The sequence below is a fragment of the Euzebya rosea genome (assembly GCF_003073135.1).
Lineage (GTDB): Bacteria > Actinomycetota > Nitriliruptoria > Euzebyales > Euzebyaceae > Euzebya > Euzebya rosea.
Genome location: NZ_PGDQ01000014.1, coordinates 24,898 through 51,749, shown reverse-complemented (window position 1 = coordinate 51,749; position 26,852 = coordinate 24,898). Strand labels below are relative to the sequence as shown.

22 protein-coding genes are annotated in these 26,852 nt (G+C 71.6%); 14 read left to right on the top strand and 8 right to left on the bottom strand.

All coding sequences use genetic code 11. The annotated features are described in order from the left end of the window. Positions 1–111 precede the first annotated feature (111 nt). Together CUC05_RS17895 and CUC05_RS17890 are read left to right on the top strand one after the other, a co-directional pair. Positions 112–483, top strand: coding sequence for a hypothetical protein (locus CUC05_RS17895; protein ID WP_108667498.1), 372 nt, complete (start codon positions 112–114; stop codon positions 481–483). 271 nt (positions 484–754) lie between these two features. After that, complete coding sequence (locus CUC05_RS17890; protein ID WP_170128052.1) at positions 755–1,534, top strand: class I SAM-dependent methyltransferase; 780 nt, start codon at positions 755–757, stop codon at positions 1,532–1,534. A 10-nt stretch (positions 1,535–1,544) separates the two neighbouring features. On the opposite strand, the gene CUC05_RS17885 is transcribed toward CUC05_RS17890, so the two are convergent. From CUC05_RS17885 to CUC05_RS17860, 6 genes are all read right to left on the bottom strand, one after another. Next, entirely contained in the window at positions 1,545–2,318 is a 774-nt protein-coding gene (locus CUC05_RS17885; protein ID WP_108667496.1) for a glycerophosphodiester phosphodiesterase, read from the bottom strand. Between the two features lie 105 nt (positions 2,319–2,423). Next, positions 2,424–3,464 (bottom strand): zinc-dependent alcohol dehydrogenase family protein, encoded by a 1,041-nt coding sequence (locus CUC05_RS17880; RefSeq protein WP_108667495.1) that lies wholly within the window; start codon positions 3,462–3,464, stop codon positions 2,424–2,426. 180 nt (positions 3,465–3,644) lie between these two features. Continuing rightward, complete coding sequence (locus CUC05_RS17875) at positions 3,645–4,388, bottom strand: hypothetical protein (RefSeq protein ID WP_108667494.1); 744 nt, start codon at positions 4,386–4,388, stop codon at positions 3,645–3,647. A 38-nt stretch (positions 4,389–4,426) separates the two neighbouring features. After that, complete coding sequence (locus CUC05_RS17870; protein WP_157965715.1) at positions 4,427–5,326, bottom strand: ABC transporter ATP-binding protein; 900 nt, start codon at positions 5,324–5,326, stop codon at positions 4,427–4,429. Next, complete coding sequence (locus CUC05_RS17865; protein ID WP_108667602.1) at positions 5,323–5,505, bottom strand: PLDc N-terminal domain-containing protein; 183 nt, start codon at positions 5,503–5,505, stop codon at positions 5,323–5,325. Before CUC05_RS17865 ends, CUC05_RS17870 begins: the two co-directional genes overlap by 4 nt. 69 nt (positions 5,506–5,574) lie before the next feature. Continuing rightward, positions 5,575–7,356 (bottom strand): CocE/NonD family hydrolase, encoded by a 1,782-nt coding sequence (locus tag CUC05_RS17860; RefSeq protein ID WP_157965714.1) that lies wholly within the window; start codon positions 7,354–7,356, stop codon positions 5,575–5,577. 180 nt (positions 7,357–7,536) lie between these two features. Between CUC05_RS17860 and CUC05_RS17855 the strand changes: the two genes are divergently transcribed. Then, complete coding sequence (locus CUC05_RS17855; protein ID WP_157965713.1) at positions 7,537–8,709, top strand: cell wall-binding repeat-containing protein; 1,173 nt, start codon at positions 7,537–7,539, stop codon at positions 8,707–8,709. Positions 8,710–8,732: 23 nt separating this feature from the next. Then, entirely contained in the window at positions 8,733–12,782 is a 4,050-nt protein-coding gene (locus tag CUC05_RS17850; protein WP_157965712.1) for a cell wall-binding repeat-containing protein, read from the top strand. A 3-nt stretch (positions 12,783–12,785) separates the two neighbouring features. Here the strand turns inward: CUC05_RS17850 and CUC05_RS17845 are convergent, their stop codons facing one another. Continuing rightward, positions 12,786–13,304, bottom strand: a complete 519-nt coding sequence (locus tag CUC05_RS17845) for a hypothetical protein (protein ID WP_108667489.1) — start codon at positions 13,302–13,304, stop codon at positions 12,786–12,788. Between the two features lie 205 nt (positions 13,305–13,509). Here CUC05_RS17845 and CUC05_RS17840 point away from each other — a divergent pair, with 205 nt between their 5' ends. The 10 genes from CUC05_RS17840 to CUC05_RS17795 all read left to right on the top strand — a co-directional run bounded on the left by CUC05_RS17840 (position 13,510) and on the right by CUC05_RS17795 (position 26,461). Beyond that, on the top strand, positions 13,510–16,317 hold the full coding sequence (locus tag CUC05_RS17840; protein WP_108667488.1) for a helix-turn-helix transcriptional regulator: 2,808 nt from the start codon (positions 13,510–13,512) through the stop codon (positions 16,315–16,317). 38 nt (positions 16,318–16,355) lie between these two features. Further along, positions 16,356–18,650 (top strand): bifunctional salicylyl-CoA 5-hydroxylase/oxidoreductase, encoded by a 2,295-nt coding sequence (locus CUC05_RS17835; RefSeq protein ID WP_108667487.1) that lies wholly within the window; start codon positions 16,356–16,358, stop codon positions 18,648–18,650. Between the two features lie 13 nt (positions 18,651–18,663). Continuing rightward, positions 18,664–19,440, top strand: a complete 777-nt coding sequence (locus CUC05_RS17830; protein WP_108667486.1) for an SDR family NAD(P)-dependent oxidoreductase — start codon at positions 18,664–18,666, stop codon at positions 19,438–19,440. Then, positions 19,437–19,910: a MarR family winged helix-turn-helix transcriptional regulator gene (locus CUC05_RS17825; RefSeq protein ID WP_108667485.1), complete on the top strand. Its 474-nt coding sequence runs from the start codon at positions 19,437–19,439 to the stop codon at positions 19,908–19,910. Before CUC05_RS17830 ends, CUC05_RS17825 begins: the two co-directional genes overlap by 4 nt. Positions 19,911–19,915: 5 nt before the next feature. Continuing rightward, positions 19,916–20,719 (top strand): enoyl-CoA hydratase family protein, encoded by an 804-nt coding sequence (locus CUC05_RS17820; RefSeq protein ID WP_420810910.1) that lies wholly within the window; start codon positions 19,916–19,918, stop codon positions 20,717–20,719. A gap of 6 nt (positions 20,720–20,725) precedes the next feature. Next, the gene (locus CUC05_RS17815) at positions 20,726–21,868 is read left to right on the top strand and encodes an acyl-CoA dehydrogenase family protein (RefSeq protein ID WP_108667483.1); all 1,143 of its coding nucleotides are present in this window, start codon (positions 20,726–20,728) and stop codon (positions 21,866–21,868) included. A gap of 3 nt (positions 21,869–21,871) precedes the next feature. Further along, positions 21,872–23,494 (top strand): AMP-binding protein, encoded by a 1,623-nt coding sequence (locus tag CUC05_RS17810; protein WP_108667482.1) that lies wholly within the window; start codon positions 21,872–21,874, stop codon positions 23,492–23,494. Further along, entirely contained in the window at positions 23,491–23,898 is a 408-nt protein-coding gene (locus CUC05_RS17805; RefSeq protein ID WP_205712412.1) for a RidA family protein, read from the top strand. Before CUC05_RS17810 ends, CUC05_RS17805 begins: the two co-directional genes overlap by 4 nt. A gap of 155 nt (positions 23,899–24,053) precedes the next feature. Beyond that, positions 24,054–24,827, top strand: coding sequence for a cyclase family protein (locus CUC05_RS17800; RefSeq protein WP_108667481.1), 774 nt, complete (start codon positions 24,054–24,056; stop codon positions 24,825–24,827). Beyond that, the gene (locus CUC05_RS17795; RefSeq protein WP_108667480.1) at positions 24,824–26,461 is read left to right on the top strand and encodes a thiamine pyrophosphate-binding protein; all 1,638 of its coding nucleotides are present in this window, start codon (positions 24,824–24,826) and stop codon (positions 26,459–26,461) included. The genes CUC05_RS17800 and CUC05_RS17795 overlap by 4 nt, the downstream gene beginning before the upstream one ends. Positions 26,462–26,482: 21 nt before the next feature. Here CUC05_RS17795 and CUC05_RS17790 read toward each other — a convergent pair whose 3' ends face one another. After that, entirely contained in the window at positions 26,483–26,821 is a 339-nt protein-coding gene (locus tag CUC05_RS17790) for a YnfA family protein (RefSeq protein WP_108667479.1), read from the bottom strand. Positions 26,822–26,852 lie beyond the last annotated feature (31 nt).

Sequence of the window (26,852 nt, the reverse complement as noted above, 5' to 3'; positions counted from 1 at the left end):
CCGGCTGATCACACACACCCTGGTGGGGCGTCGCTGCGGCGGCGCCCCACCAGCGGTTTTCGGTCATCGACCCGTGTACACGGGAATCACGTTCCGTTACTCTCGGTGGGGATGCGTCTCCTGGTCCTGCTGCTGGCGAGTGCCCTCGCCGTCGTGCAGGGCGTGGGTGTCCTGGGGCGTCACGACCACTCACCCTGGGTCGGGGACGGCGGGGCGCATGCGCATGCCTTCGTCGCGGACGGTCACGACCACATGGGTCACGCCGACGACGCGCAGGCGAGCGAGACCACACATCCGTCTGCTGAGGACGGCACGACCGCCGCCCGTGCGGTCGGGGCGGGCGTCCTGCTCGCGGCCTCGATGGCCCTGCTCGGCGCCGTTGGACTCCGCCCGGAGCTGGATGACCGTCTCCAGGGCCGTCGCAGGCCACGCCATCGGGTTCCACGGCAGCGCCTCGCGGTGCTGTCGATCCTTCGCGTCTAGAGGCACGTCGAGCACTGCCGTCGGGTCCTTCGCATCGCACCGAGCAGGGACCACGACTGCGGCAGCCCGACGCGGCTGCCCATCTGCTGGCGACCTGCCCGACCGGTCCTGACGACCGTGCGGTCGCCGCGTCCTGCCTCTCGACGAAGGACCACATCGACATGTCATCCACCCGCCCGTTCCCGGCCGGGAGGGTCCGCTGATGGACCCCCGGCAGCTCGCGATCGTCGATCGACTGCGGAGGACCCCGCTCTGGGGGCCGATCAGGCGCGTGGCGCGAACCGCCATGCAGCTGATCGCCCGTGTGGGCCTGCGGCAGTCGGAGGAGCAGCTCCAGCACGACGCGCAGGCCTACTGGACCCGGGACGCGCTCCACGCACCGAACATGTTCCACTGGCGGGGGCCCGAGGGGATACCCGACGACGCCTACGACCGCATGGGGGCCCGCAACGTCGAACGGTTCCGTCGCTTCGCGGCAGCGCTGGACTTCCCGACCACCGACCTGCGGATCCTGGAATGGGGGTGCGGGGGTGGGGCCCTGCTCCGCGCCTTCGCGCCCCATGCCAATCAGCTGGTCGGCGTCGACATCAGCCCGGAGTCGCTGGACCGCAGCGTCACCGAGCTGGCCGGCACGGGAGTGCCCTTCGAGCCGATCCTCGTCACGGTCGAGGATCCCGAGGCGGCGCGGGACCGACTCGACACGCCCGTCGACCTGTTCGTCTGCATCAACGTGATGGAGCTGCTGCCCAGCAACGCCTACGGGCTGCGCATGCTGCGGCTGGCGCACGATGTCCTGCGCCCCGGTGGCATGGCGTTCGTCCAGATCCGCTACACCACCGACGACACCGCCTCGCGGCCCAAACGGGCCTTCTACAGGGCGAACACCGCCTTCATGGCCGCCTACCCCCTCGACGAGTTCTGGGAGACCTGCCAGCGCCTCGACCTGATCCCACAGCTCCTGACCATCGAGCCCCGGGAGGAGATCATCGGCGACCGCTACGCCTACTACGCGCTCCTCAAGCCGGAAGGCGGCACGGGTCCGCAGGACTGAGGAGCCCGGCTCAGACGATGCGGCGGGGGTCGTCGGTCACGATCATCGCGACCCCCGACCGTCGCAGGCGCTGGGCGACGAGGCGGTTGTTGACCGTCCACGTCCGGACGACGAACCCCGCCTCCTGCAGGCGACGGCACGAGCTGGACGACACCAGCGAGGAGTAGTGGGGGTGGACCGCCGACACCCCGAGCGCGGTTCCCTCGTCGATGATGCGCTGGGTCGTGGTGCCCGGTGACGTCAGCAGGGCAGCCGTGTGACCGAAGCGGCTGGACGCCTCGGCGAACCGGCCGACGGTTCCCGCGTCGAACGACGACACCGCGATGACGTCGTCGGCTCGCCCTCGGGACGCACGGTCCTCCAGCAGGTCGGCCAGGACCTCGGCAGCGGCACGTCGGGGGTCGAAGGAGCGTTCGCGCGGGTCGTTCTTGATCTCGACGTTGAGGGCCAGCCGACCCTCCGCCAGGTCCAGCACCTCCTCCAGTCGCGGGACGCCCACTCCGGTGGTCAGCACGACGCGGTCCACGGCCTCGGCGTCGAGCTCGGTGACGAGCGCGGACGGTCCACCGTGGGCCGCCATGGACTCGTCGTGCACGCAGACCAGCACGCCGTCGGCGGTCAGGCGGACGTCGAACTCCACGCTGCCCAGGCCGTTGTCGATCGCCCAGGTGAACCCCTCGATGGAGTTCTCGGGTGCGACGGCCCGTGCGCCACGGTGTCCCATGACCCAGCTGGGGAACCCCACCTCGTCGAACGGTCCCGGGTCGGCTGTCACGTCGTGCATCCTCCCAAGCGTTGCACGAGGATCCCACACGACGGCGCCGGCCAGCCGTCCTCCCGGCGGCGAGGGCAGCGGAAGCCCTCGCCGGCGGGTGATCGAGGGTCGTGGTCAGCGGGTGAGGACGACCTTGAGCGCGCTGGTGTCGGCCGCCCGCTCGAACACGTCGTAGGCGGCCATGAACTCGTCCATCGCGAAATGGTGCGTGACGAACTTCCTGGCGTCGACCTGACCGGCCGCGAGCAACTTCAGCAACCGCGGCGTGGAGTAGGTGTCGACCAGTCCCGTGGTGATCGTGACGTTGCGGATCCACAGGTCCTCGAGGTGGAGGGTGGCGGGTGCGCCGTGCACCCCGACGTTGGCGACCCGACCGCCCGGCCGGATGAGCCTGGTGCACTGCTCGAAGGTTGCGGGCACGCCGACCGCCTCGATGGCGACATCGGCGCCCAGGCCGTCGGTGAGCGTCTGCACCTCCGCGACCGCGTCGTGGGTCGAGGGGTTGATGGTGACAGTGGCGCCGAACTGCTTCGCCGCCTCCAGCCGCGAGTCGGCAAGGTCGATCGCCACGATGTGGGCAGGGGAGTAGAACTGGGCGGTCAGCATGGCCGCCAGTCCGATGGGTCCGGCGCCGACCACGGCGACGACGTCGCCGGGCTGCACCGCACCGTTGAGCACGCCGACCTCGAATCCGGTCGGCAGGATGTCAGCAAGCATCAACGCGGCCTCGGTGTCCACACCATCGGGAAGGTGGTACAGGGAGGTGTCGGCGAACGGCACCCGGACCTTCTCCGCTTGTGTGCCGTCGATGAGGTGCCCGAGGATCCAGCCCCCACCGTTCAGGCACTGCCCGTAGGCGCCGTCGCGACAGAAGCGGCAGCGTCCGCAGGAGGAGATGCACGACACGAGCACCCGGTCGCTCGCGGCCACGCCCGTCACGGCGGCGCCCACCTGCTCGACGGTGCCCACGGCCTCGTGGCCGAGGACCCGTCCGTCGGTGACAGCGGGGACGTCGCCCTTCAGGATGTGCAGGTCGGTACCGCAGATCGTGACGGCGTCGACGCGCACGATGGCGTCGGTTGGATCGATGAGGGTCGGGTCGGGAACGTCCTCCCATGCCTTGTTCCCGGCACCGTGGAACACAACTGCCTTCATCACAGCTCCTTCGCCAGCGGGATCAGCGAGGACGGCTTGTCCATGTCCGCCAGCCCTCGAACACTGCGCGTCCGCAGGCTCCAGCAGAAGGGTCCAACGTCACGGTCCGGGCGGCCGATCGTCCCGGTCCCGGCGGTCCGGGCCGCTGTGCGATGGGCGGGCCCGGCGACGCTGGTCGCATCAGGCCTCGCGTGCCGCCACCCTGCGGACGGCGAACGCGATCAACGCCCCGCCGGCCACCACGGCCGTCGCCGCGGCGGGAACGGGGCCGTCGAGGGGCGCCCCGGCGACCATGCTGTCGAGGGCACCGACCAGCTCGGAGGGGACCCATCGTTCCACAGTCGGGAGGAGTGCGATGATCGGCAGCACGGCCAGGACGCCCACGCCCACCAGCACCGTCGCGACCGTGGAGCGACCGAGGGCTGCCAGGGCTGCGAGGAGCGCGACGACGAACGCAAGGTAGACCGCGCCGTAGGTGGTGCCCACGATCACGGCAGCGGGCGACACCTCGCCGAGCAGGACCACGGTCTCGTACCACGCGGCCAGCGCGCCGATGATCCACGCTGCCACCGACACGATGGACACGACGACGACACGGGGCACGACGAGGTCGGCGGCGGACCGGACACGGGTGCGAAGGAACATGCCCATCTCGGGGGGCTGGTCGACGGCCAACGAGCTTGCCGAGACCACCACCACGGCCAGGACCCCGAGCTGCGACACGTTGGACACGTACTGGGTGAAGCCACCCGCTGGCGTCGGGTCGGGGAGGACGACCTCGATGCCGCCGAGACCGGCGATGATCTCCGCGAGGTAGCGCTCGGTGACGGGCCCCAGGAGGCCGAACAGCGCGTGGACGGCGACGGGGGCGATCCAGCGCCGGGTCCTGGCCATCCGCAGCCACTCGAGCCGCCAGAGCGTCATGGGGCGCGCGGACCGTCGCCCGGGTGCTGGTCGATCGGTCATCGGGTCAGCTCCAGGAACACGTCCTCGAGGGTGACGTCGGCCGGGGCCATGGCGACGATCGGCACGCCTGCGTCCGCCAGCACCGCCGGAAGCGACCGCCTCACCGTGACGAGGTCGTCGCTCGTGACCGTGACGGTTGTCCCGTCGGCGACGGCATGCAGGACCCACGGCTGCTGCTCGAGACGGTCGCTGACGATCAGCGCGTCCGCAGGGTTCTCAAGCGTCACCTGCGTCGCGGAGGCCGCCCGGCCGGCGAGGAGGTCGACGATGGGTCCCTGGGCGATCAAGCGACCGCGGCTCAGGATGCCGATGTGGGTGCAGATCTCCTGTACGTCGCCCAGGACGTGGCTGGAGAACACCACGGTCGCGGTGCCGCGCATGCTCGTGATCAGGTCGAGCACCTCGCGCCTGCCGACGGGGTCGAGGGCGGAGGACGGCTCGTCGAGGAGGACGATCTCCGGGGAGCCGACCAGGGTGGCGGCGATGCCCAGCCGCTGGAGCATCCCCCGCGAGAAGCCGCCGTTGCGGCGGTGCGCTGCGCTCGCGAGGCCGGCGACCTCGAGCGTGTCCATCACCCGGTCCACGGGCAGGTGCGGCGCAGTGAGGGTTCGAGCCAGGTCGACCACCTCGAACGCGGTCAACCAGCGATCCCACCGCGGCGTGTCCGGCAGGAAGGCGATGCGCTGGCGCGCCACCTCCATCGTGATCGTTCCGGAGCTCGGCCGACGAAGGCCGGCGAGGATGCCCAGCAACGTCGACTTCCCCGCCCCGTTGGGTCCGACCAGGCCATAGGTGGTCCCTGTGGGTATGGCCAGGTCGACGTCGACCAGCGCGGCCGTCGGGCCGTAGTCCTTGGCCAGGCCACGGGTCGACACGGCCAGGCCCTCGGTGCTCACTCGTCGGCCCTGCCGACGGTCAGCCAGAGGATCCCACCCAGGGGCACGGAGGCCACGATCACGAGCGCCCATGCCCACCGGGGCATGTGCTGCACCTCGGAGCGCGAGAGGTCCCACTCGCAGAAGGCGATCCACGCGATCGCAGCGACGACGACCGGGACGAGTGCGGCGATTGGCATGGGTCCTCCACGATCTGGACTGGGGGTGCGCAATCTACCGTCGCGGTGCCGCCGCAAGCGCGGCCGCCCTCAGCGCAGGACGGGGATGTTCACGTACGACGCATGGGCGGTGTCGTGCAGGATCTCCACCGTCCCGCCCAGGCTGTTGCCCAGCATCGGGAGCGGTGACATCGCGTGCGGCACGTCGGACGGGCCGACGCTGATCCGCAGCGCGTGCCCCGCCTTGATGACGGCGTTGGTGGGGAACACCTCGACGTTGACCGGGATGGCCTCACCGGCGGGCACGGGCATCTGCGCCGCTCGGGTGAAGTCGTGGTACGGCATCATCATGTGCCCGTCGACGACGCGGGTGCGGTCGACGTTCAGCCGGCGGTGCGACGCCGCCATCAGCCCGGTGGACAGCTCCGTGGAGGTGCCGTCGGGGGCGACGTCCTGGACACGCACGACGACGACGGCGTCCTCGCGGTCGGTCCGGATCCACATCCGCGCGCCGATCGGTCCGTCCAGCCGCAGGTCCTCCTCCAGGGGCTCGGTGGTGTAGACGACCTCCAGCTCGTTGTTCAGCCGGTTGTCGGTGGTACACGGCGAGTCCTCCGTCACGCCGATGAGCCACTGGGTGGTCGACCCGGTGCAGGCTCCCGAGATCGGCATCATCCGGTAGCTGTCGGCCGGTTCGTCGGTGTCGGGCGCGTCGGTGGACAGGCCACCCTCGCCACGGAGGTAGAAGCGCTCGGGCGCCATCGCCGGGTTGGGCCAGTCCGCCTGCGGTGCGAAGACCTCCGCGCCGCGGACCCACTGGGTCACCGCCGGGATGCGGTTGATGTGGGTGTTGTCGCCCTTGAGGTAGTTGTCGAACCAGCGCAACGCGATCGTGTCGAGGGTGACCGGCAGCTCCGCGGTCGGCAGGCCCTCGCCGAAGTCGCCATGTGTCCAGTCACCCATCAGCAGCTTGGTGTCGTGCGGCAGCCCCTCGGCCAGCGCTTCGTAGACCAACGGCTCGCCCCGCTGGAAGATGTCGCGCAGCCCGCCGACGACGAACGCCGGGACCTCGACCCGATCGATGACCTCGATGGGGGAACGCAGCCGGTGGAACGGGCCGTCGTAGGCGTTGTCGCCGCCGGTCACGCTGTCCACGACCGTGCGCCCCTGGAACGCCGGCACGTTGCCGACGTGGCTGCCGACGGCGCCGGCGGCCCCGAGGGGATCCCGTGCGGTGTAGGTCGGCGGCTGCGCGCCGGTCCCGGTCACCAACCCCAGCCACAGCGGGATGAACGCGGTGTTGACCTGGCCGCCGGCCATGACGATGTCGCGGTAGGTGTCCGCCGACGGGACGATCGGGAAGATCGCCCGCAACGACGGTGGCTGCAGGGCGGCGGTGAACAGCTGGTTGATCGCCAGGTAGGAGGCACCCCACAGGCCGACGTTGCCGTCGGACCACTCCTGGGCCGCAGCCCACTCCACCAGCTCGTACCCGTCGCGCTGCTCGGACTCGCCGAAGGAGTCCCACTGGCCCTCCGACCCCCCTGTGCCACGCACGTCGACGACGACGTGCACGTAGCCACGCTCGACGAAGTAGTGGTTGGCTCCGCCGAGCCCGACCCCGCCCTTGGAGTAGGGCGTCTGGGTGAGGATCACGGGGAACCGGCCCGGCGCGTCCGGACGGTGCACGTCGGCGCGAAGGCGGATGCCGTCCCGCATCGTGACCGGGATGTCGGTCTCGCTGACCACCCCGTACTCGGCATCGCGGTCGTAGGCCTCCCAGGCCACGACCTCCTCCGCGGACAGGGCTGCCGGCAGCAGGCCCAGGACGAGCAGGACGGACAGGACGCTGACCAACGTTCGACGGCTCATGTCACGGGAGTTCGACATGACCGCGGTCAGTTCCTGCTGGCCCCCGGGGAGGTGCCGAGGACCACTCGGGGACGACGATGCGAGGTGTAGGGGAACCCCTGATTCGGGCGGCGGCGGCGGGGCCTACCGTGCCATGCAGATCCGTCCGACCGGACGGGCCCGCTCGAGGGGAGCAGTCTCGTGTCACAGTCGCCTTCCGCCCGCCCGCCCGGATTCGTCGCCCTGCTGATGCTGGTCGCCACTGCGACCCTCGGCGTCGGTTTCGCTGGTGCACAGGCGCCGCCGCCCACGGACCTGGTGCCGTCGGTCGTGTTCCTGGTCGCCGCCGACAGCGTCGCGGACGCCCTGCCTGCAAGCGCCGTTGCCGGGACGCTCGGGGCGCCGCTGCTGCTGACGCCCGCGGACGCACTGGGCGAGGCGGCCGCGCTGGTCCTGGCCAAGCGCGAGCCGGACCTGGTCGTCCTGGTCGGTGGCCCCGCCGTGCTCGGCCAGCAGGTCGAGGACGACGTGATGGCCATGGGCCTGGCCACCCGACGCATCGCCGGGACCGACCGGACCAGGACGGCCGAGGAGCTGGCCCGGTTCGCCGCGGACCTCGGCTACGGACGTCCCGTCCTCAGCGCCGCGGCGGTCACGACCGACACGGTCCCGGGGCTGGACGCCGATACCGTGGACGGGCTCGACGCCGATGAGCTTCGTGGACGGACCGGCCCGAGGGGAGCTGCGGGGGCGCCGGGCGCACCCGGCCCCAGGGGTGCTCCCGGGCCGGCCGGCCCGACGGGCGTCGCAGGCCCAGTCGGGCCCGCTGGCAGCCGCGGTGCGACCGGGGACGTTGGCCCCGTGGGACCTGCTGGCCCCGCGGGGGCCGACGGGCCAGCCGGTCCGATCGGTCCGACGGGTCCTGTCGGTCCTGCTGGCCCTGCAGGCCCTGCAGGGGCGATGGGCTCCACGGGTCCTGCTGGTCCTGCTGGCCCCGCCGGCGTCTCGCGGGTCAGGTTCGTCCCGTTCGACGTCGGCAACATCCCCAACGCCATGACGACCGTGGCCACCACCAGCCTGCCCGCCGGGAACTTCGTCGTGTCGGTGGCGGCACAGGCGACGGCCGATACCGAGGACAGCGCGCTGGGCGGACTTCTCGAGTGTCGACTCGTCCAGGGGACCAGCTTCATGGCAGCGCTCTCCTCGAGCTTCCACGCCGGGTCGTTCATCGCCACGACCTCGGTGACCTTCGCCGGCGGAACGGTCATTCCGCCGGCTGGTGGGTCGGTCAGCGCGCAGTGCCGGGTGGCTGCTGACTCGGTGGGTGCGGTGGCCGGGATGGTGACCGTCTTCGAGGTCGGCGGCTTCTTCTGAGCCGCGGAAGGAGCACACGACCGATGGCACGCACACCAATGGCAACTTCCCACTGCCCGGCCCCGACCCCCGGCCCGGTGCGCCTGCACCGGACGGCCGTCCTCGTGGTCCTCGCCCTCCTCCTCGGGCTGCTGCAGCCTGCCGGTGCCCAGGACGTCGCCACGCCCGGCCCGGCCCTCCCGACCGAGCGCCTGCAGGGTGACAGCCGGTTCGGCACCGCGGCCGCCGTCGCCCGGTCGGTGTTCGATCGGGCCGACACCGTCTACGTCGCCCCCGGCGGGACGTTCGCCTTCGCCCTCGCCGGTGGACCCCGCGCGCACCGTGCCGCCGCACCGATCCTCCTGACCGACGGTGGCACCGTGCCGGACGACACGGTCCAGGAGCTGCAGCGGCTGCGCCCCACCGAGATCGTCGTGCTCGGCGGCGTCGACGTCGTCCCCGAAGCCGCAGCGGCGACCCTGGCGAGCTTCGGGCCAGTCCGTCGCATCGCCGGCGACAACGTGGTCGACACCGTCGCACGCATCGCCCTGGACGGCTGGCCCGAAGGTGCCGACACGGTGTACCTGGCAACCGCCCGGGACTTCCCCGATGCCCTTGCGGGCGGGGTCGCCGCGGCCATGGACGACGCCCCGATCCTGCTGACCCAGCGCGACCACCTGCCGCCCGAGACCGCGGCAGCCCTCCGACAGCTCGACCCGTCCCACGTGCGGCTCCTCGGCGGCATCGCGGCCATCAGCGACGGCGTCACCCTGCAGGTCGACGAGGTCACGGATGCGGTGCTCGGGCGCCTCGGCGGTGCGACGCGCATCGATACCGCCGTCGAGGTCAGCGCCACGGCCAACCCGTCCGGACTGGACGTCGACGACGTCTGGATCGCGACCGCGGAGAACTTCCCGGACGCCATGGCGGCCACCCCGGCGGTCGTCGCCGCCGGCGGTGCGCTGCTGCTGACCAGCCGCGACTGCGTGCCCTACGTGGTCCGCGACGAGATCGCCCGGCTGTCGCCCGACCGGATCACCGTCCTCGGCGGCGTGGCCGCCGTGTCGGAGGCGGCAGCGGCGCAGGATGTCTGCGAGACGCTTCCACCGCCGCCCACCTTCGAGGTACGACCAGCCGAGCCGGTCGCCATGGAGCCCGAGATCGACGACCTCGGCCCCCGCCCGGTCGCGGAGATCCTGGACGACGAGGGTGCCTCGACCCGTGTGGTCGAGGACGAGCTGGTGGTGTCCGCACGCGACGAGGAGACCTTCGGCACGTGGCTGCAGGACGTCGACGGGCAGGTGCTGCAGTCCATACCGGGCTCGGACATCATCCCGCCGACGTGGGTCGTTCGAGTGCCACCCTCCGGCAGCTCGTTCTCCCGCGCGGACGCCCAGCGGCTCGGTGCGGACCTGCAGCTGATCAACGGCATCGCCACGGGACATCACATCGTCACGAGCGACACCGCCCTGTCCACCGTGGCGACCGCGGTGGCAGCCGTCCGGGATGGCATGACGGTGGGACTCAACGTCGTCGCGGAGCCCGACGAGCTCATCGACGGCGAGGTGGAGGAGTCGCCCAACATCGACGGGGTGGTGGAGTTCGCCAACCCGTTCACCTGGCCACAGTTCGCGCGTGACGGCCTGCCGGGGACAGGGACGGCCGAGGCCTGGCGCCTGCTCGTGGCCAACGGTCGGGCGGACGTCGAGGTCACCATCGGCATCGTGGATTCGGGGTTTGCGGAGGACAACGGGGACTACCCCGAGGGCACCCTCGGGAGGGACGGCATCCGCAACACGACCCCGTGCGGTGGTCGGCCGTGTCCGTGGCACGGCACCAACGTCTCGGTCGCGGCCGCTGGCCAGATCGACAACCGGTTCGGGTCGGTGGGTGCAGCCGGTCCGGTCGGCCGGATCCGCCAGTACGGGCTGCTGGGGACCACCATCGGATCGATGATCGCGGCGCTGGCCACGATGGCCGGGGAGGGGGTGCCGGAGGTGATCAACACGAGCTTCGGGGCGACCGTGCCTGCCGCGCTCACGCCCATGGTGCGTCCCCTCGAGGACGTGACCCGGGGGCTGCAGATCCTCGGCGATGCCGTCATCGTGGCGTCGGCCGGCAACGACGGGCTGGACCTCAACCGGACCGACTGCCTCCCCTTCGGCGTGTGCTGGGAACGATCGGGTACCTACCCCTGCGAGCTGGATGGCGTCTACTGCGTCGGCGGCCTGGCCACCGGTACCCGGGACAGGGCTCCGGGCTCGAACTTCGGGTTCGAGGCCTGCGAGAACCCGGTCTGTGCGGTGAAGATGTTCGCACCGTTCACCGTGCTGGTCGGCGCGGATCCCGACAACACGGGCAACCCGTTGCGACCGGTGAACGGCACGAGCTTCTCCGCGCCGTACGTCGCGGGTGTCTTCGCCCTGATGCGGGCAGCCAACCCCCACCTGCACGCGCTGCAGCTGATCCACCTGCTGAACGTCACCGCCCACTCCTCACCCCACCCCCAGGTCGGTCGGGTCGTCAACGCCTACGGCGCGGTGCTGGAGGCGCTCGGACCCGACGCACGCACGGTGATCGGCGCCAACCGCACGCCGTCCCCCTTCCCCGTTGATCCGGTACCCGCAGCGGGATTCAGCAGCGCCCTCAGCACCGATCAGGGGACCCTGCGCGGCGACGGCACGACACCAGCGGCCACTCCAGCGGTGGGGTGGTTCGGCACGCTTCCCGGAACCGCCTACTGGTCCGACGCGCCGTGGGCCGGCACCCCCCTGATCGCCGGCGACGTGCTGGTGGTCCCGGCGGTCGACACCCGGGACGAGCGACGAACGGCCAACGAGATCTCCCTGTTCGGCATCGACCTCGGGACGGGTGGGATCCGCTGGTCCATCAGCGACATCGAAGGAACCTGCCCGCCGGTGGTCGACCGCGACGGACGCGTCTGGGCCATCCGCGGGTACGACCAGACGAACGTCCTGGAGTGGGAGTTCGTCCTGCTGCGCATCGACCCAGCGACCGGCCGGGCCAGCCGCACGTTCTCCACCCCTCGACACGCCACCGGAGGGGGGTTCGACGGGGCAGATCCCCTGCGTGACTGCGACGGCCATCCCCTTCGGCTCTCCCCGGACGGCACCCGGCTGCTGGTCTGGCAGGGAGAGGCCGTGGACTACGTCCGCTCCAGCTCCCTCAGGCTGCTCGACATCACCCTGCCGGACGTCGTCGAGACCACCACGATCCGCATGGAGCCAACCGTGCCGGGTGGTGCGGCGTCGGACTTCAACCGCGACAAGGCCTGGGTCGAGGACCTGCGGGTCGCCGCTGACCGACACACCGCCTACGTCATGCAGCGCGACGCCGGCAACGACCCCGACGACATCACCGACGACGAGTGGTGGGTGCATGCCATCGACCTCGTGGGACTGCCCAGAACGGCCGACCTCACCGATCCCGGCATCGTCGACCGATCGATTCGCCTTCCCGTCGGGGCCATCGACATCGGTGCCTGGGCCGTCGTCGGCAACGACATCGTCGTCTCGGGTGAGGAGACACTCTCGGGTCGCCACCGGTTCCCCACCGACGGTGGTCGCACGAGCGGACGCATGTTCCGTATCCACGACGACGGCATCACCCTGTCGGAGCAGGCGCGTCGGCTCAGCGAGGACGCCACCCCGACCGCGTCCGGGGCGTTGCGGGACCGTCCGATGACCATCGGGGTGTCATCCACCGGACAGCTGTACGGGCACACGAGCATCGCAGGGCTGCTGGGCATCGAGCCGACAGCCCTCGGGCAGCTGTGGCGCACGTCCGCGGGGAGCTTCGACGCGCCCGACTACGGCAGCCTCCTCGTCGATGCCGCCGGCAACGCCGTGGTCGCTGGACAGTTCGCCGAGGCGGTGGACTCGGTGACGCCAACGGGCACGACCCGCTGGTCGTTCCGGTTGCGCGGAGAGGGCTCGGTCCACGTCGGTGCCGACGGGAGCGTGATCGACTACTCCAGGGTCGACCGAGTCCGGCTCGTCGGCATCACCCCTGACGGCAGGACGGTGCTGACGGGCGTCACGCCACTCGGGCTGGCCGTGTTCGCGCTGGAGTAGTTCCTACTCCAGCGCCCAGTCCACGAACGCGGACTCGCTGCTCCCGGGCGCCGACAGGAAGGTGACCGCGGCAACGTCTGTTGCGGGGTCGACGAGGAACAGGGTGCAGTCCTCGAAGGACTCCCCTGGTGGGAGTTCACCATCCTTGACATCGATGCAGGGCCCCTCCGGCGTTGTCTGCCCGCCGGAGAAGTCGAAGACGATCGTCGGGGAGATCAGGGAGTCGTTGCTGTCCTCCAGTGACACCCGCATGGTGCGCGGCACGGTCTCGGTCCCCGTGTTGGTGAACCGGACGTCGACGTAGTGCGGCACGAGGTCCGCTTCCTCGGGGTCGAACTGCAGGCCTGCTGCCTCGAGCTCTGCGACGGTCCCCCGGCGAACGGCGAGCACGGTGACCTCCAGCTCGGTGGACGCGTCGGTGTCGTAGTCGGTGTGGACCACGGGCTGCGCAGTGCCGAGGGGTGCTGCCTCGGAACCACTGCTGCAGGCGGCGGTGGCGAGCCCGGCGAGCACGAGCACCATCGACCGAATGAAGGGTGAAGCACGCACGACAACCCTCGATTCTGCCCGAGCGGTCGACGCCGACGGCTCGACTGGACGCGCAGGCGGACGCCGGAACGCTACACCTGCTCGACACGCGCCGTCTGCCCTGCAGTGCCGATTCCGCGTATCCTGACGATCGAGGATCCGGGGCCCAGCTCAGACCCCGGTCGAGGATCGGGGAGCAGTGGAGCCCGTTGCGCTGCGCCGGCTCTGGGGCCGGGCCGAGGAGTTCGATGCGTTGCACGACCTCCTCCACGATGACGCCGCCCACCCGAGGGGGATGGTGCTGTGCGGTGATGCCGGCATCGGCAGGACCGCCCTGTACTGGGCCGCGGTCGACATGGCCGAGGCGACGGGTCGCCCGGTCCTGCGTGTCCGGGCGTCCGCGGCCGACGAGCTGCTGGCCTTCGCCGGGCTGGCCGACCTGCTGGACGGGGTGGACGACGACGTCCTGAGCCGCCTCCCCCCACCCCAGCGACGGGCAGTCGACGGCGTCACCCTGCGGATCCATCCCTCCCTGGATGTCGAGCCACGAACGGTCGGCACCGCGCTCTCCACGGTCCTGCGCCTGCTGGGCGCCGACGGGCCGGTCCTCGTCGCCATCGACGACGAACCCTGGCTCGACAGGCCGACTGCCGACGCCCTCTCCTTCGCGCTGCGCCGCATCGACCAGCACGCCGTACGGGTGGTGCTGACCGCGCCCGTGACCGGCCCGCCCGGACGTGTGAGGCAGGCGCTGGTCGACGCGTTCGGCACCCGCCTGCAGGAGCGGGCCCTCGGTCCGCTGGACGCCGTCAGCATGCGCCGCATCCTGGGCGAGCTCGATGGGCCGTCGTTGCCCCGCACCCTCGTCGAACGTGTCGTCGACGCCGCGGGTGGACACCCCCTGTTCGCGCTCGAGCTGGCCCGTGGCGTTCGCATGCTCGACCATCCTCCCCGGCCGGACGAACCCCTGCCGCTGTCGGCTCGTCTGCGGGACCTCGTCGCGGCCCGCGTCGAGGGCCTGGGGGAATCCGACCGCGCCCTGCTCCAGCTCGTGGCGTTCGCCTCTCGTCCGACGGTCGACCTGATCACGCAACGGCCCGGGGGTGCGGCGACCCTCGACGCATGGGAAGGCGCCGGCTTCACCACCGTCGACCGAGGGGTGGTCAAGCTGGCCAACCAGCTGCTGGCGGTCGCAGTGCGCGAGGGCGCGACGGGCCCCGAACGCCGAGCCACTCACGCGGCCCTGGCCACCCTCGTGCCCGAGCTCGAGCAGCGCGCCAGGCACATGGCGCTCGCCGACAGCCGCCCGGACCGCACGGTCGCTGACGCGCTGGAACGAGCGGCCGCCGCCACCGCGGCCCGAGGGGCGCCGAGCGCGGCGGCGGAGCTGGCCGCGCTGGCCGTGGCCCGGACACCCGAGTCCGACCACGATGCCCGTGCGCGGCGCCGGCTGGGGCTCGCCGCGTTGTGCTTCCGCCTCGGCGACACCGACGACGCCATCGGGCTCGGGAAGGCGGTCCTCAGCAGCCCGACCACGGATGCCATGCACGCGCGGGCACTGCTGTTGCTGGCAGAGGTGGAGTTCGAGAACGGCCTCAGCGAGATCGCGGTTCGGCACTGCCTGACGGGGCTGCAGCTGGTCACCGACGACGTGGAGCTGCAGGCACGTCTCCACGCCCGGGTCGCCGCGGTCGCCACCCATGACCTGGCGCTCGCACTGGTGCATGCCGACCGGGCGATGACGCTGCTGGCCGACATCGACGAACCCGACCCGGCGACCGAATGCATGGCGTTGCAGGGACGGATCGCTGCCACACTCGCCCGTGGTCACGGCCTGGTCATGGAGGACGTGGAACGGGCGATCCTCCTGGAGGGAAAGGCACCCGCACCCCGCGTGGCCGACCGACCGAGCGCCGCCCTCGGGGCGTGGCTGGCGTGGACCGACGACGTGCACGGGGCGAAGGAGGCGCTGGAGGGCACGCTGCAGACGGCCCGCGACGAAGGCGACGAGTCCAGCGTCCCCTACGCCCTGTCCCACCTGCCGCTCACCCTCCTCCGGCTGGGCGAGCTGGCCGAGGCCCGTGCGGTCGCCGAACAGGTACTCGAGGCCGCCGAGGCGACCGCACAGGACTACCAGCGTTGTCAGGCCCTGTGGATGCTCGCGCTCGTCGACGCCCACCTCGGCGATCTCGATCGCGCCGCCCGCGAGGCCGAGGAGTGCCGAGTCGCTGCCGTGGCAGGCGAGGACCCGTGGATCGTGCGGCAGGCGTTGTCGACGATGGGGTTCGTCGAGCTGTCCCGCGGCAGGCCGGCCGCGGCGCTCGGCCACCTGCGGGCCGCCGTGGAGCTCGAGGAGCGAATCGGCCTCCGCAACCCGGTGCTCAGGCGTGGGGCCCAGCTGCTGGCCGACGCACTGGTCGAGGTCGGGGACCTGACGGCGGCCGCCGCCCTGGTCGATGACCTCGCCGATGCCGCGGATGCGCTCCACACCGCACCGACCCAGGCGGTCTGTCGGCGACTCCGTGCCCAGATCGCCGCTGCCGACGGGCGGCTCGATGACGCCCTCGACCTGCTCGAGGAGGCGCGACGGCACCACGCCCGACAACCGTTCCCGTTCGACGAGGCGAGGACCATGCTGGTCCTCGGCCAGGTACAGCGACGGCGACGACAGCGGGGACAGGCGGCGACAGCGTTCCAGCAGGCGAGGGACGGCTTCGCGGCCATCGGCGCGCGGGGCTGGGTGGCGCGGGTGGAGGGGGAAACGGCAGGCAGCGCCGGACGGTCCCGGGGAGGATCGTTGACCGCAGGAGAACAGCGCGTCGCGGATGCCCTGCTCGCTGGCGCGACGGTCAAGGAGGCAGCGCTCAGGCTGCACACGAGCCCGAAGACCGTCGAGGCCCACATCACGCACATCTACCGCAAGCTCGGCATCCGCTCACGCGCCCAGCTGGGTGCGGCCCTCGGAGCCACGGCCGCACCCTCAACGGACGATGTACTTCACACATGAACTTTACAAGTGCGAAGGACTGTGGTTGAACTGACCACATGAGGATCGCCTGTCTCGGTGGTGGCCCGGCCGGCCTGTACTTCGCCATCAGCGCGAAGCTGCGCGACCCCGACCACGAGGTCGTGGTGCTGGAACGCAACCGGGCCGACGACGCCTTCGGCTGGGGTGTCGTGCTGTCGGTCGAGACGCTCGACAACCTGACCGCCAACGACCCGATCAGCGCCGCCGCCATCCGGTCGCACTTCGCCTACTGGGACGACATCGCCGTGCATCACCGCGGCACCCGCACCCTGTCCACCGGCCACGGCTTCTGCGGCATCGGCCGCCGCAAGCTGCTGGAGATCCTCCAGGACCGGGCGCGCGAGCTCGGGGTCGACCTGCGGTTCGAGTGCGAGGTAACCGACCCGGCCCCGCTCATGGCCGACCACGACCTGGTCGTCGCCGCCGACGGGGTCAACTCCAGGGCACGCACCGCCTTCGCCGAGGTGTTCCAGCCCGACATCGACGTCCGGGCGTGCAAGTTCGTCTGGCTCGGCACCCGCCAGACGTTCGACGACGCCTTCACCTTCGTGTTCACCGAGACCCCGCACGGCTGGGTCTGGGCGCACGCCTACCAGTTCGACGCCGACACCGCGACGTTCATCGTGGAGTGCAGCGAGGACACCTGGCGACGCTTCGGGTTCGACGAGATGACGCAGGCGGAGTCCATCGCGACCTGCGAGGCGATCTTCGCCGACCACCTCGACGGACACTCGCTGCTCAGCAACGTGCGGCACCCCCGGGGGTCGGCCTGGATCAACTTCCAGCGGGTCCTCTGCGGCAGCTGGAGCCACCGCAACCTCGTCCTGATGGGGGACGCCGCTGCCACCGCCCACTTCTCGATCGGATCGGGGACGAAGCTGGCCCTGGAGAGCGCCGTCGCGCTGGCCGACTACCTGCACGACGAACCCGACATGGACGCCGCGTTCCGGCGCTACGAGGACGAACGCCGGACCGAGGTCCTGCGGCTGCAGTCGGCGGCCCGGAACTCCACGGAGTGGTTCGAGGACGTCGAGCGCTACCTGCACCTCGACCCGATCCAGTTCACCTACTCCCTGCTGACCCGCTCCCAGCGGATCAGCCACGAGAACCTGCGGCTGCGCGACCCCGGCTGGCTGGGCAGGGCCGAGGCCTGGTTCCAGCGCCGGGCCGACGCCGACGAGTCGGCCCTCGATCGACCGCCGATGTTCGCGCCCTACCGGCTGCGGGACATGGCGTTGGTCAACCGCGTCGTCGTCTCGCCGATGGCGCAGTACCGGGCCGTCGACGGCTGCCCGACCGACTGGCACCTGGTCCACTACGGCGAGCGGGCCAAGGGCGGTGCCGGGCTGGTCATGACCGAGATGACCTGCGTCAGCCCCGAGGGGCGGATCACCCCCGGCTGCGCCGGGTTCTACGCCCCCGAGCACGAGGCAGCGTGGCGCCGGATCGTCGACTTCGTCCACGCCGAGAGCCCCGCCATGATCGCCGCGCAGATCGGCCACTCGGGCGCCAAGGGCGCCACCCAGCTCGGCTGGGAGGACGCCGACGCCCCGCTGCCCGTCGACACCTGGCCGCTGATGGCCGCCTCGGCGGTGCCGTGGTCGAACGCCAACGACGTCCCGAAGGCCATGGACCGCGACGACATGGACCTGGTCCGCGACCAGTTCGTCGCCGCCACCGAGATGGCGCTGCGCTGCGGGTTCGACATGGTCGAGCTGCACATGGCCCACGGCTACCTGCTGAGCAGCTTCATCACCCCGGTCACCAACCGACGCACCGACGCCTACGGCGGGTCGCTGGACAACCGGATGCGGTTCCCGCTGGAGGTCTTCCACGCGGTCCGTGCCGCCTGGCCCGACGACCGACCGATCTCGGTCCGCATCTCGGCCAACGACTGGGTGGGGGAGGACGGCATCACCCCCGAGGACGCCGTGCAGGTCGCCCGGGCCCTCCAGCAGGCCGGGGTCGACATCGTCAACGTCTCGGCCGGGCAGACCTCGACCGACGCGAGCCCCGTGTACGGCCGCATGTTCCAGACGCCGTTCTCCGACCGCATCCGCAACGAGACGGGCATGCCCACGATGGCCGTCGGCAACATCTACGAACCCGACCACGTCAACTCCATCCTCATGGCCGGCCGTGCCGACCTGGTCTGCCTCGCGAGGCCCCACCTGGCCGACCCGTACTGGACGCTTCACGCCGCCGCCCGGCTGGGCGACCGGGGCGTCACATGGCCGTTGCCCTACCTGCCCGGCCGCGACCAGCTGTACCGGCTGGCCGAACGTGGCGAGACCCTCGGGACGACTGTCTGATGGGTGCACGCTGATGGGCGCTCCTTCGCCGGCAGCCACCACGACGGGCACCCTCGACGGACGGACGGTCCTGGTGACCGGCGGCGGGACCGGCATCGGTGCCGCCATCGCACGGACCTTCGCCGGGGCCGGGGCGGTCGTCACCGTCGCCGGACGCCGTCCCGACCCCCTCGCGGACGTGGCCGAGGGAACCGACGCGATCACGGCAGCCACGCTGGACGTGACCGACGAACACGCCGTCACCACGCTGTTCGCCGACCGCGGCCCCTTCGACATCGTCGTCGCCAACGCCGGCGCGGTCGAGAGCGCCCCGGCGACCCGGACCAGCCTCGACCGGTGGGACCGGCTGATCGAGGTCAACCTGACCGGCACGTTCCTGACCCTCCGCGAGGCCCTCCGCCAGCCGTCGACGGGCTGGGGACGACTGCTCGCGATCGCCTCCACTGCCGGGCTGGTCGGCTACCCCTACGTCGCCGCGTACTGCGCCGCCAAGCACGGGACGGTCGGCCTGGTGCGTGCGCTGGCCAAGGAGGTGGCCGGCAGCGGCGTCACCGTCAACGCGATCTGTCCCGGCTACACCGACACGCCGCTGGTCGAACGAAGCCTCGACCGCATCACCGAGGCGACGGGCCGCTCCACCGACGATGCCCTCGCCGGGCTGCTGCAGGGCAACCCGACCGGACGGCTCGTGCGTCCCGAGGAGGTCGCGGCCACGGCGCTGTGGCTGTGCGGCCCGGGCTCGGACATGGTCACCGGACAGGCGATCGCCGTCGACGGGGGCGAGACATGACCGGCACCTGGCCCAGCGCCGACACGCCACCCCCGTCGGACACCCAGCGGGTACGGCTGTGGCTCCGCATGCTCCGCGCCACCCGACGGGTCGAGTCCGACCTCCGCGAACGGCTCCGGGACGCCCACGACACGACCCTGCCGCGGTTCGACGTCCTGGCCGCCCTCCACCGCGAACCCGACGGGATGCGCATGACCGAGCTGTCCAAGCGGCTGATGGTCTCCAACGGCAACGTCACCGGCCTCGTCGACCGCCTTGCCGCCGACGGCCTCGTGGCCCGCGCGGCCATCGAGGGGGACCGCCGCGCCACACGGGTCCACCTGACCGACGCCGGGCGGGCCACGTTCGAGGCGCAGGCGCCCACCCACCGCGAGTGGATCGACGAGATCTTCGAGGACCTCTCCACCGACGAGGTGGCCGTGATGATCGCGGCGCTCGAGAAGCTGTTGCACGACAAGGAGTCCCGCTGATGCAGATGGCCGACCTCGCCCCCGAGCACTTCCTGTGGGACGTCGACGGGCGCGTCGCCGTGATCCGGCTCGACCGTCCGGAACGCAAGAACCCCCTGACCTTCGACAGCTACGCCGAGCTGCGCGACACCTTCCGCGACCTCGTCTACGCCACCGACATCGACGTCGTCGTCCTGGCCTCCAACGGCGCCAACTTCTGCTCCGGCGGGGACGTGCACGACATCATCGGCCCGCTCGTGGGCATGGACATGGCCGGACTGCTGGCGTTCACCCGCATGACCGGCGACCTCGTCAAGGCCATCATCGGCTGCGGCAAGCCGGTCATCGCTGCCGTCGACGGGACGTGCGTCGGCGCCGGCGCGATCCTCGCGATGGCCGCCGACATGCGGCTGGCAACCCCCGCGGCCCGCACGGCGTTCCTGTTCACCAGGGTCGGCCTGGCCGGCTGTGACATGGGCGCCTGCGCCATCCTCCCCCGGATCATCGGCCAGGGCCGCGCCGCCGAGCTGCTGTACACCGGCCGCACGATGACCGCGGACGAGGGCGAACGATGGGGGTTCTGGAACCGGCTCGTGGACGCCGACCAGCTCGACGGCGCAGCCATGGAGCTTGCCAGTGGGCTCGCGGCCGGCCCGACGTTCGCCCACGGCATCACCAAGACCCAGCTGAACCAGGAATGGTCGATGGGGCTGGAGCAGGCCATCGAGGCCGAGGCGCAGGCGCAGGCCATCTGCATGCAGACCCGCGACTTCGAGCGGGCCTACCACGCGTTCGTCGACAAGCAGCGCCCCGTCTTCGAGGGGAACTGATCCGCGATGGCCGACACGACGTTCCTGTCCTGGCCGTTCTTCGACGACCACCACCGCGAGCTGGCCGCTCGGCTGGAGGGGTGGTGTGCCGCCACCCTGCCGGTCGACCACACCGACGTCGACGCCGCGTGCCGTGACCTGGTCCGCCGCCTCGGCGACGACGGCTGGCTGAGCCACACCGCCGCCGACGCCGACGGACGCCTCGACGTGCGCACGCTCTGCCTGATCCGCGAGACGTTGGCCCGCCACGACGGGCTCGCCGACTTCGCGTTCGCCATGCAGGGGTTGGGCGCGGGGGCCATCACGCTGTTCGGCACGGGGGCCCAGCGCGCATGGCTGGACGAGACCCGGGCGGGGCGCGCCATCGCGGCGTTCGCGCTCAGCGAACCCCGGTCGGGCTCCGACGTCGCCGGCATCGAGACGACGGCCACACGGACCCCCGACGGCTGGCGGCTGGACGGGGAGAAGACCTGGATCTCCAACGGGGGCATCGCCGACCTCCACGTCGTCTTCGCCCGGACCGGCGAGGCACCGGGAGCCCGTGGCCTGTCGGCCTTCGTCGTGCCCGACGACGTCGAGGGGCTTGAGGTCGTGGAACGTCTCGAGACGATGGCGCCCCATCCCCTCGCCCGCCTGCGGTTCGACGGTGTCGTCGTGCCCGCCGACGCGCTGATCGGCGACGCCGGCGGTGGCTTCCGCATCGCCATGTCGGTGCTGGACGTGTTCCGCTCCAGCGTCGGTGCGGCCGCGCTCGGGTTCGCCCGACGTGCGCTCGAGGAGTCGGTGACCCGGGCCGGGGACCGGGTGCTGTTCGGGGCGCCGCTGTCCGACCTGCAGATGGTCCAGGGACACCTCGCCGACATGGCCCTGTCCGTCGACGCCGCCGCGTTGCTGGTCTACCGCGCTGCCTGGACCAAGGACTCCGGCGCCGCCCGGGTCACCCGGGAGGCCGCCATGGCCAAGCTGTTCGCCACCGACGAGGCCCAGAAGGTCATCGACGCCGCCGTCCAGCTGCACGGCGGCGACGGCGTCCGCGTCGGGTCGGTCGTGGAACACCTCTACCGCGAGATCCGCGCGCTGCGGATCTACGAGGGTGCAAGCGATGTCCAGAAGGTCGTCATCGCCAGGCAGGTCCTGGCAGGAGGGTGAGGGATGCTCGGAGCCACCGCACACGTCGACACGTTCACACGGGACAACCTGCCACCGCCCGACCAGTGGCCGGACTTCCTGCTGGACCACCTGGACTACCCCGAGCACCTCAACGCGGCCGTCGAGCTCACCGACCGCATGGTCGAGCGTGGCTTCGGTGACCACACCGCCCTGATCGGCAACGGCCGCCGCCGCACCTACAAGGAGCTGTCGGACTGGACGAACCGGCTGGCCCACGCCCTGGTCGAGGACTACGGCGTCCAGCCCGGCAACCGGGTGCTGCTGCGCTCGGCCAACAACCCGGCGATGGTGGCCTGCTGGCTGGCCGTCACCAAGGCCGGCGCGGTCGCCGTCAACACCATGCCGCTGCTGCGCGCCACCGAGCTGACCGCGATCGTGGACAAGGCCGAGATCGCCTTCGCCCTGTGCGACACGCGGATGATGGACGAGCTGACCGCCTGCGCGAAGGACAGCCGCTACCTGCGCAAGGTCATCGGCTTCGACGGGACGGCCAACCACGATGCCGAGCTGGACCGCATCGCCCTCGGCAAGGACGTGCGGTACCAGTCGGTCCGGACCGGCCGTGACGACGTGGCGTTGCTCGGCTTCACGTCGGGCACGACCGGCACGCCGAAGGCCACGATGCACTTCCATCGCGACCTGCTGGCCATCGCCGACGGCTACGCCGCCGAGGTCCTGCAGGTGACACCCGAGGACGTCTTCGTCGGGTCGCCGCCGCTGGCGTTCACCTTCGGCCTCGGGGGGTTGGCCATCTTCCCGCTGCGCTTCGGGGCGACCGCGACGCTGCTGGAGAACGCCGCCCCGCCCAACATGATCGAGATCATCGAGACGTACGGCGCGACGATCTCCTTCACCGCCCCGACGGCCTACCGGGTGATGCTGCGGGCGATGGAGGAGGGGGCGGACCTGTCGTCGCTGCGGTGCGCGGTGTCGGCTGGCGAGACCCTCCCCTCACCCGTGTTCGAGGAGTGGGTGCAGCGAACCGGCAAGCCGCTCCTCGACGGCATCGGCACCACCGAGATGTTGCACATCTTCGTCTCCAACCGGCTGGACGACGCCACCCCCGCCTGCACCGGACGACCGGTGCGGGGGTACGAGGCCAAGGTCGTGGACGACGACATGGTGGAGCTGCCACCGGGTGAGGTCGGTCGGCTCGCGGTGCGAGGGCCGACCGGGTGCCGGTACCTGGCCGACGACCGGCAGGCCGGCTACGTCCGCGACGGGTGGAACCTGACCGGCGACTCCTTCAGCGTCGACGAGGAGGGCCGGTTCCACTTCGCCGCCCGCAACGACGACATGATCATCTCCGCCGGCTACAACATCGCCGGACCCGAGGTCGAGGCGGCCCTGCTGGGCCATCCCGACGTCGCGGAGTGCGCGGTGGTCGGCGTGCCCGACGAGGACCGGGGCCACATCGTGCAGGCCCACGTCGTCCTGGCCGAGGGAGTCGCCGGCGGCGACGCCTGCGTGCTGCGGCTGCAGGAGCACGTCAAGGCCACCATCGCCCCCTACAAGTACCCCCGGTCGGTGACGTTCCACGACGCCCTGCCCAAGACCCAGACCGGCAAGATCCAGCGCTTCCGGCTGCGAGGAGAGACCCGTTGACCACCCTCCCCGAGCCCCTGCATCCCGCCGGGTGGCGGCGTGCGGTCGGCTACGCCAACGGCATGGTCGCCGAGGGACGGCAGGTCCACGTCGCCGGACAGATCGGCTGGACGGGCGACCAGGTCTTCGAGACCGACGACTTCGTCGGCCAGGCCCGCCAGGCCATGCAGAACATCGTCGCCGTGCTCGCCGAGGCAGGGGCAGGTCCCCAGCACCTGGTCCGGCTGACCTGGTTCGTCGTGGACAAGGCCGAGTACCTCGCCGGCGTCCGCGAGCTGGGCGTTGCCTACCGGGAGGTGCTGGGCGACCACTACCCCGCGATGACGCTGGTCCAGGTCGTCGCCCTGCTTGAGGACCGGGCCCGGGTCGAGATCGAGGCGACGGCCGTCATCCCGAACGCCTGAGCGACGGTTCGCACGCCCACAGGCGGATCCGTCGGCACGTCCGTGTCGAGGGGCCGCCGGCGTGTCGACGAGATGCACTGACAGGCGGCCGGTGCGGGCACTAGGGTGCGCCTCGCCGCCTGTTCGTGACGAACAGCACAACCGAAGGAGCTGCCATGTCCGTACTCGCGAGCCTGGTCGACGCGCTCGGCAACGGATCGATCGAGGTCGTGGACCTCACCGCCCCGCTGTCGTCGGAGACACCGATCCTCGAGCTGCCGCCGGAGTTCGGGCAGACCGCACGGTTCGAGCTGGAGGAGATCAGCCGCTACGACGACCGCGGCCCGGCCTGGTACTGGAACAACTTCCGCACCGGCGAGCACACCGGTACCCACTTCGACGCCCCCAACCACTGGGTCACGGGCAAGGACCTCGCCGACATCGGCTCGGTCACCCCGTCGGCGTTCGTGGCCCCCGCCGTCGTCCTCGACGTCACCGCCGAGGTCGAGCAGGACCCGCACTTCCTCGTCGAGCGGTCCCACCTGGATGCCTTCCAGGAGGAACACGGTGCGTTCCCCGACGGCGGCTGGCTGCTGTGTCGGACCGGCTGGTCGTCCCGCACCACCCAGGAGGAGATGCTCAACAACACCGAGGTCGGGCCGTCCTCACCCGGGATGAGCCCGGGGTGCGCGCGCTGGGTGGCCGAGGAGTCGGTGCTGCAGGGCATCGGCGTGGAGACCGTCGGCACCGACGCCGGTGCGGCCCACTCCTTCGACCCGGCCTTCCCCTGCCACTCCTTCCTGCTGGGCAACGACAAGTACGGGCTGGCGCAGCTGCAGAACCTCGACCGGCTGCCGGCGACCGGTGCGGTGGTCATCGCCCCGCCCCTGAAGATCGTCGGTGGATCGGGCTCGCCGGTCCGCGTGCTCGCCCTCGTCGAACGGTCGTGAACGTCGCCGAGGCGCTGGGACGGGCGCTGGTCGCGGAGGGGGCCGCGCAGGTCTTCGGCGTCGTCGGTTCGGGCAACTTCCACATCACCAACGCGATCGTCGAGGCCGGTGGGCGCTTCGTCGCTGCCCGCCACGAGGGCGGTGCGGCGACCATGGCGGACGCCTACAGCAGGATGGGCGGCGGGGTGGCGCTGCTGAGCGTCCACCAGGGCTGCGGGCTGACCAACGCCATGACCGGCATCGCCGAGGCCGCGAAGAGCCGCACGCCGCTGCTCGTCCTCGCCGCCGAGGTCACCAACCGCCAGTCCAACTTCTGGGTGGACCAGACCGCCCTGGCCGAGTCCGTCGGTGCGGTCTCCGCCCGGATCACCTCCGCCGACACCGCCGTCGAGCAGGGCGTGGCGGCGTTCCGGCGGGCCCGGGACGACCGCCGCACCGTCATCCTCAACCTGCCGCTGCCGGTCCAGGCCATGGAGGCCGGGCACGGGTCGACCAGCCGAAACGTCGACGCCCACGTGGCGGACGAGCCGGTGGCGCCGACCGACGAGGACGTCGCGCGGCTTGTCGCGGCGCTGCGCGACGCAGACCGGCCGGTCTTCGTCGCCGGGCGCGGGGCACGGGGCCCGGGGTGCCGGGAGGCGCTGGAGGCGCTGGCCGACCGGGTCGGCGCGCTGGTCGCCACGTCGGCGGTGGCCAAGGGCCTGTTCAACGGCAACCCGTGGTCCCTGGACGTCTCCGGCGGGTTCTCCTCGCCGCTGGCAGCCGAGCTGATCCACGGCGCCGACCTGATCGTCGGGTGGGGCTGCGCGCTCAACATGTGGACCACCCGCCACGGCCGCCTGGTCGGCGAGGACACCCGCGTGTTCCAGGTCGACCTCGAGCGCAGCGCCATCGGCGCGTGGCAGGACCGCGCCGAGGGCGTCATCGGGGACGTGCGAGTCACGGCCGAACGGGCGCTCGTCGACGCCACGGCCGCCGACGGCTACCGCAGTCCGGAGGTCAGGGACCGCATCGCCGCGGAGGTCCGGTGGCGCGACGTGCCCTACGACGACGAGGGCACCGATGACCGGATCGACCCGCGGACCCTGACGATCGCCCTGGACGACCTGCTGCCGGCCGAGCGCATCCTCGCCATCGACTCCGGCAACTTCATGGGCCACCCCAGCATGTTCCTGTCCGTCCCCGACGAGCACGGCTTCTGCTTCACCCAGGCCTTCCAGTCGATCGGCCTGGGACTGGCCACGGCCATCGGCGCAGCGCTGGCCCAACCCAACCGGCTGCCGGTCGCCGCGGTCGGCGACGGGGGACTGCTCATGGGGGTGGCGGAGCTCGAGACCGTGGCCCGCCTGGGCCTGCCGATGGTCGTGGTGGTCTACGACGACGAGGCCTACGGCGCGGAGGTCCACCACTTCGGGCCGCACGGGCACGTCCTGGACACCGTGGAGTTCCCGCCGACCGACATCGCCGCGATCGCCCGCGGCTTCGGCTTCGAGGCCATCACCGTCCGCACCGCCGGCGACCTCGGCCCGGTCGGCGCGTGGCTGGACGGGCCGAGGGACCGGCCGCTGCTGATCGACGCCAAGGTCATCAGCCAGGCGTCGTGGTGGCTGGAGGAGGCGTTCCGCGGCCACTAGGTGCAGGACGTCCCCGGTCGGTCAGGCCGACCGGGGGGCGTACATGATCATCGCGACGCCGACCAGGCAGACCGCGGCGCCGAGCAGGTCGTACCGATCGGGCCTGAACCCGTCGGCCACGACACCCCACAGCAGCGAGCCAGCGACGAACACCCCGCCGTAGGCCGCGAGGACCCGGCCGAAGGTGTTGTCGGGCTGCAGCGTGGCGACGAAGCCGTAGCCGGCCAGGGCGAGGACGCCGAGCCCCATCCACACGAGGCCGCGGTTCTGGCGGACGCCCTGCCAGACCAGCCACGCCCCGCCGATCTCCAGGACGGCGGCGGCCAGGAACAGCAGGATCGAACGAACGGCATCGGGCACGGCGGGAACGTAGCAGCAGCGCCACGGCTAC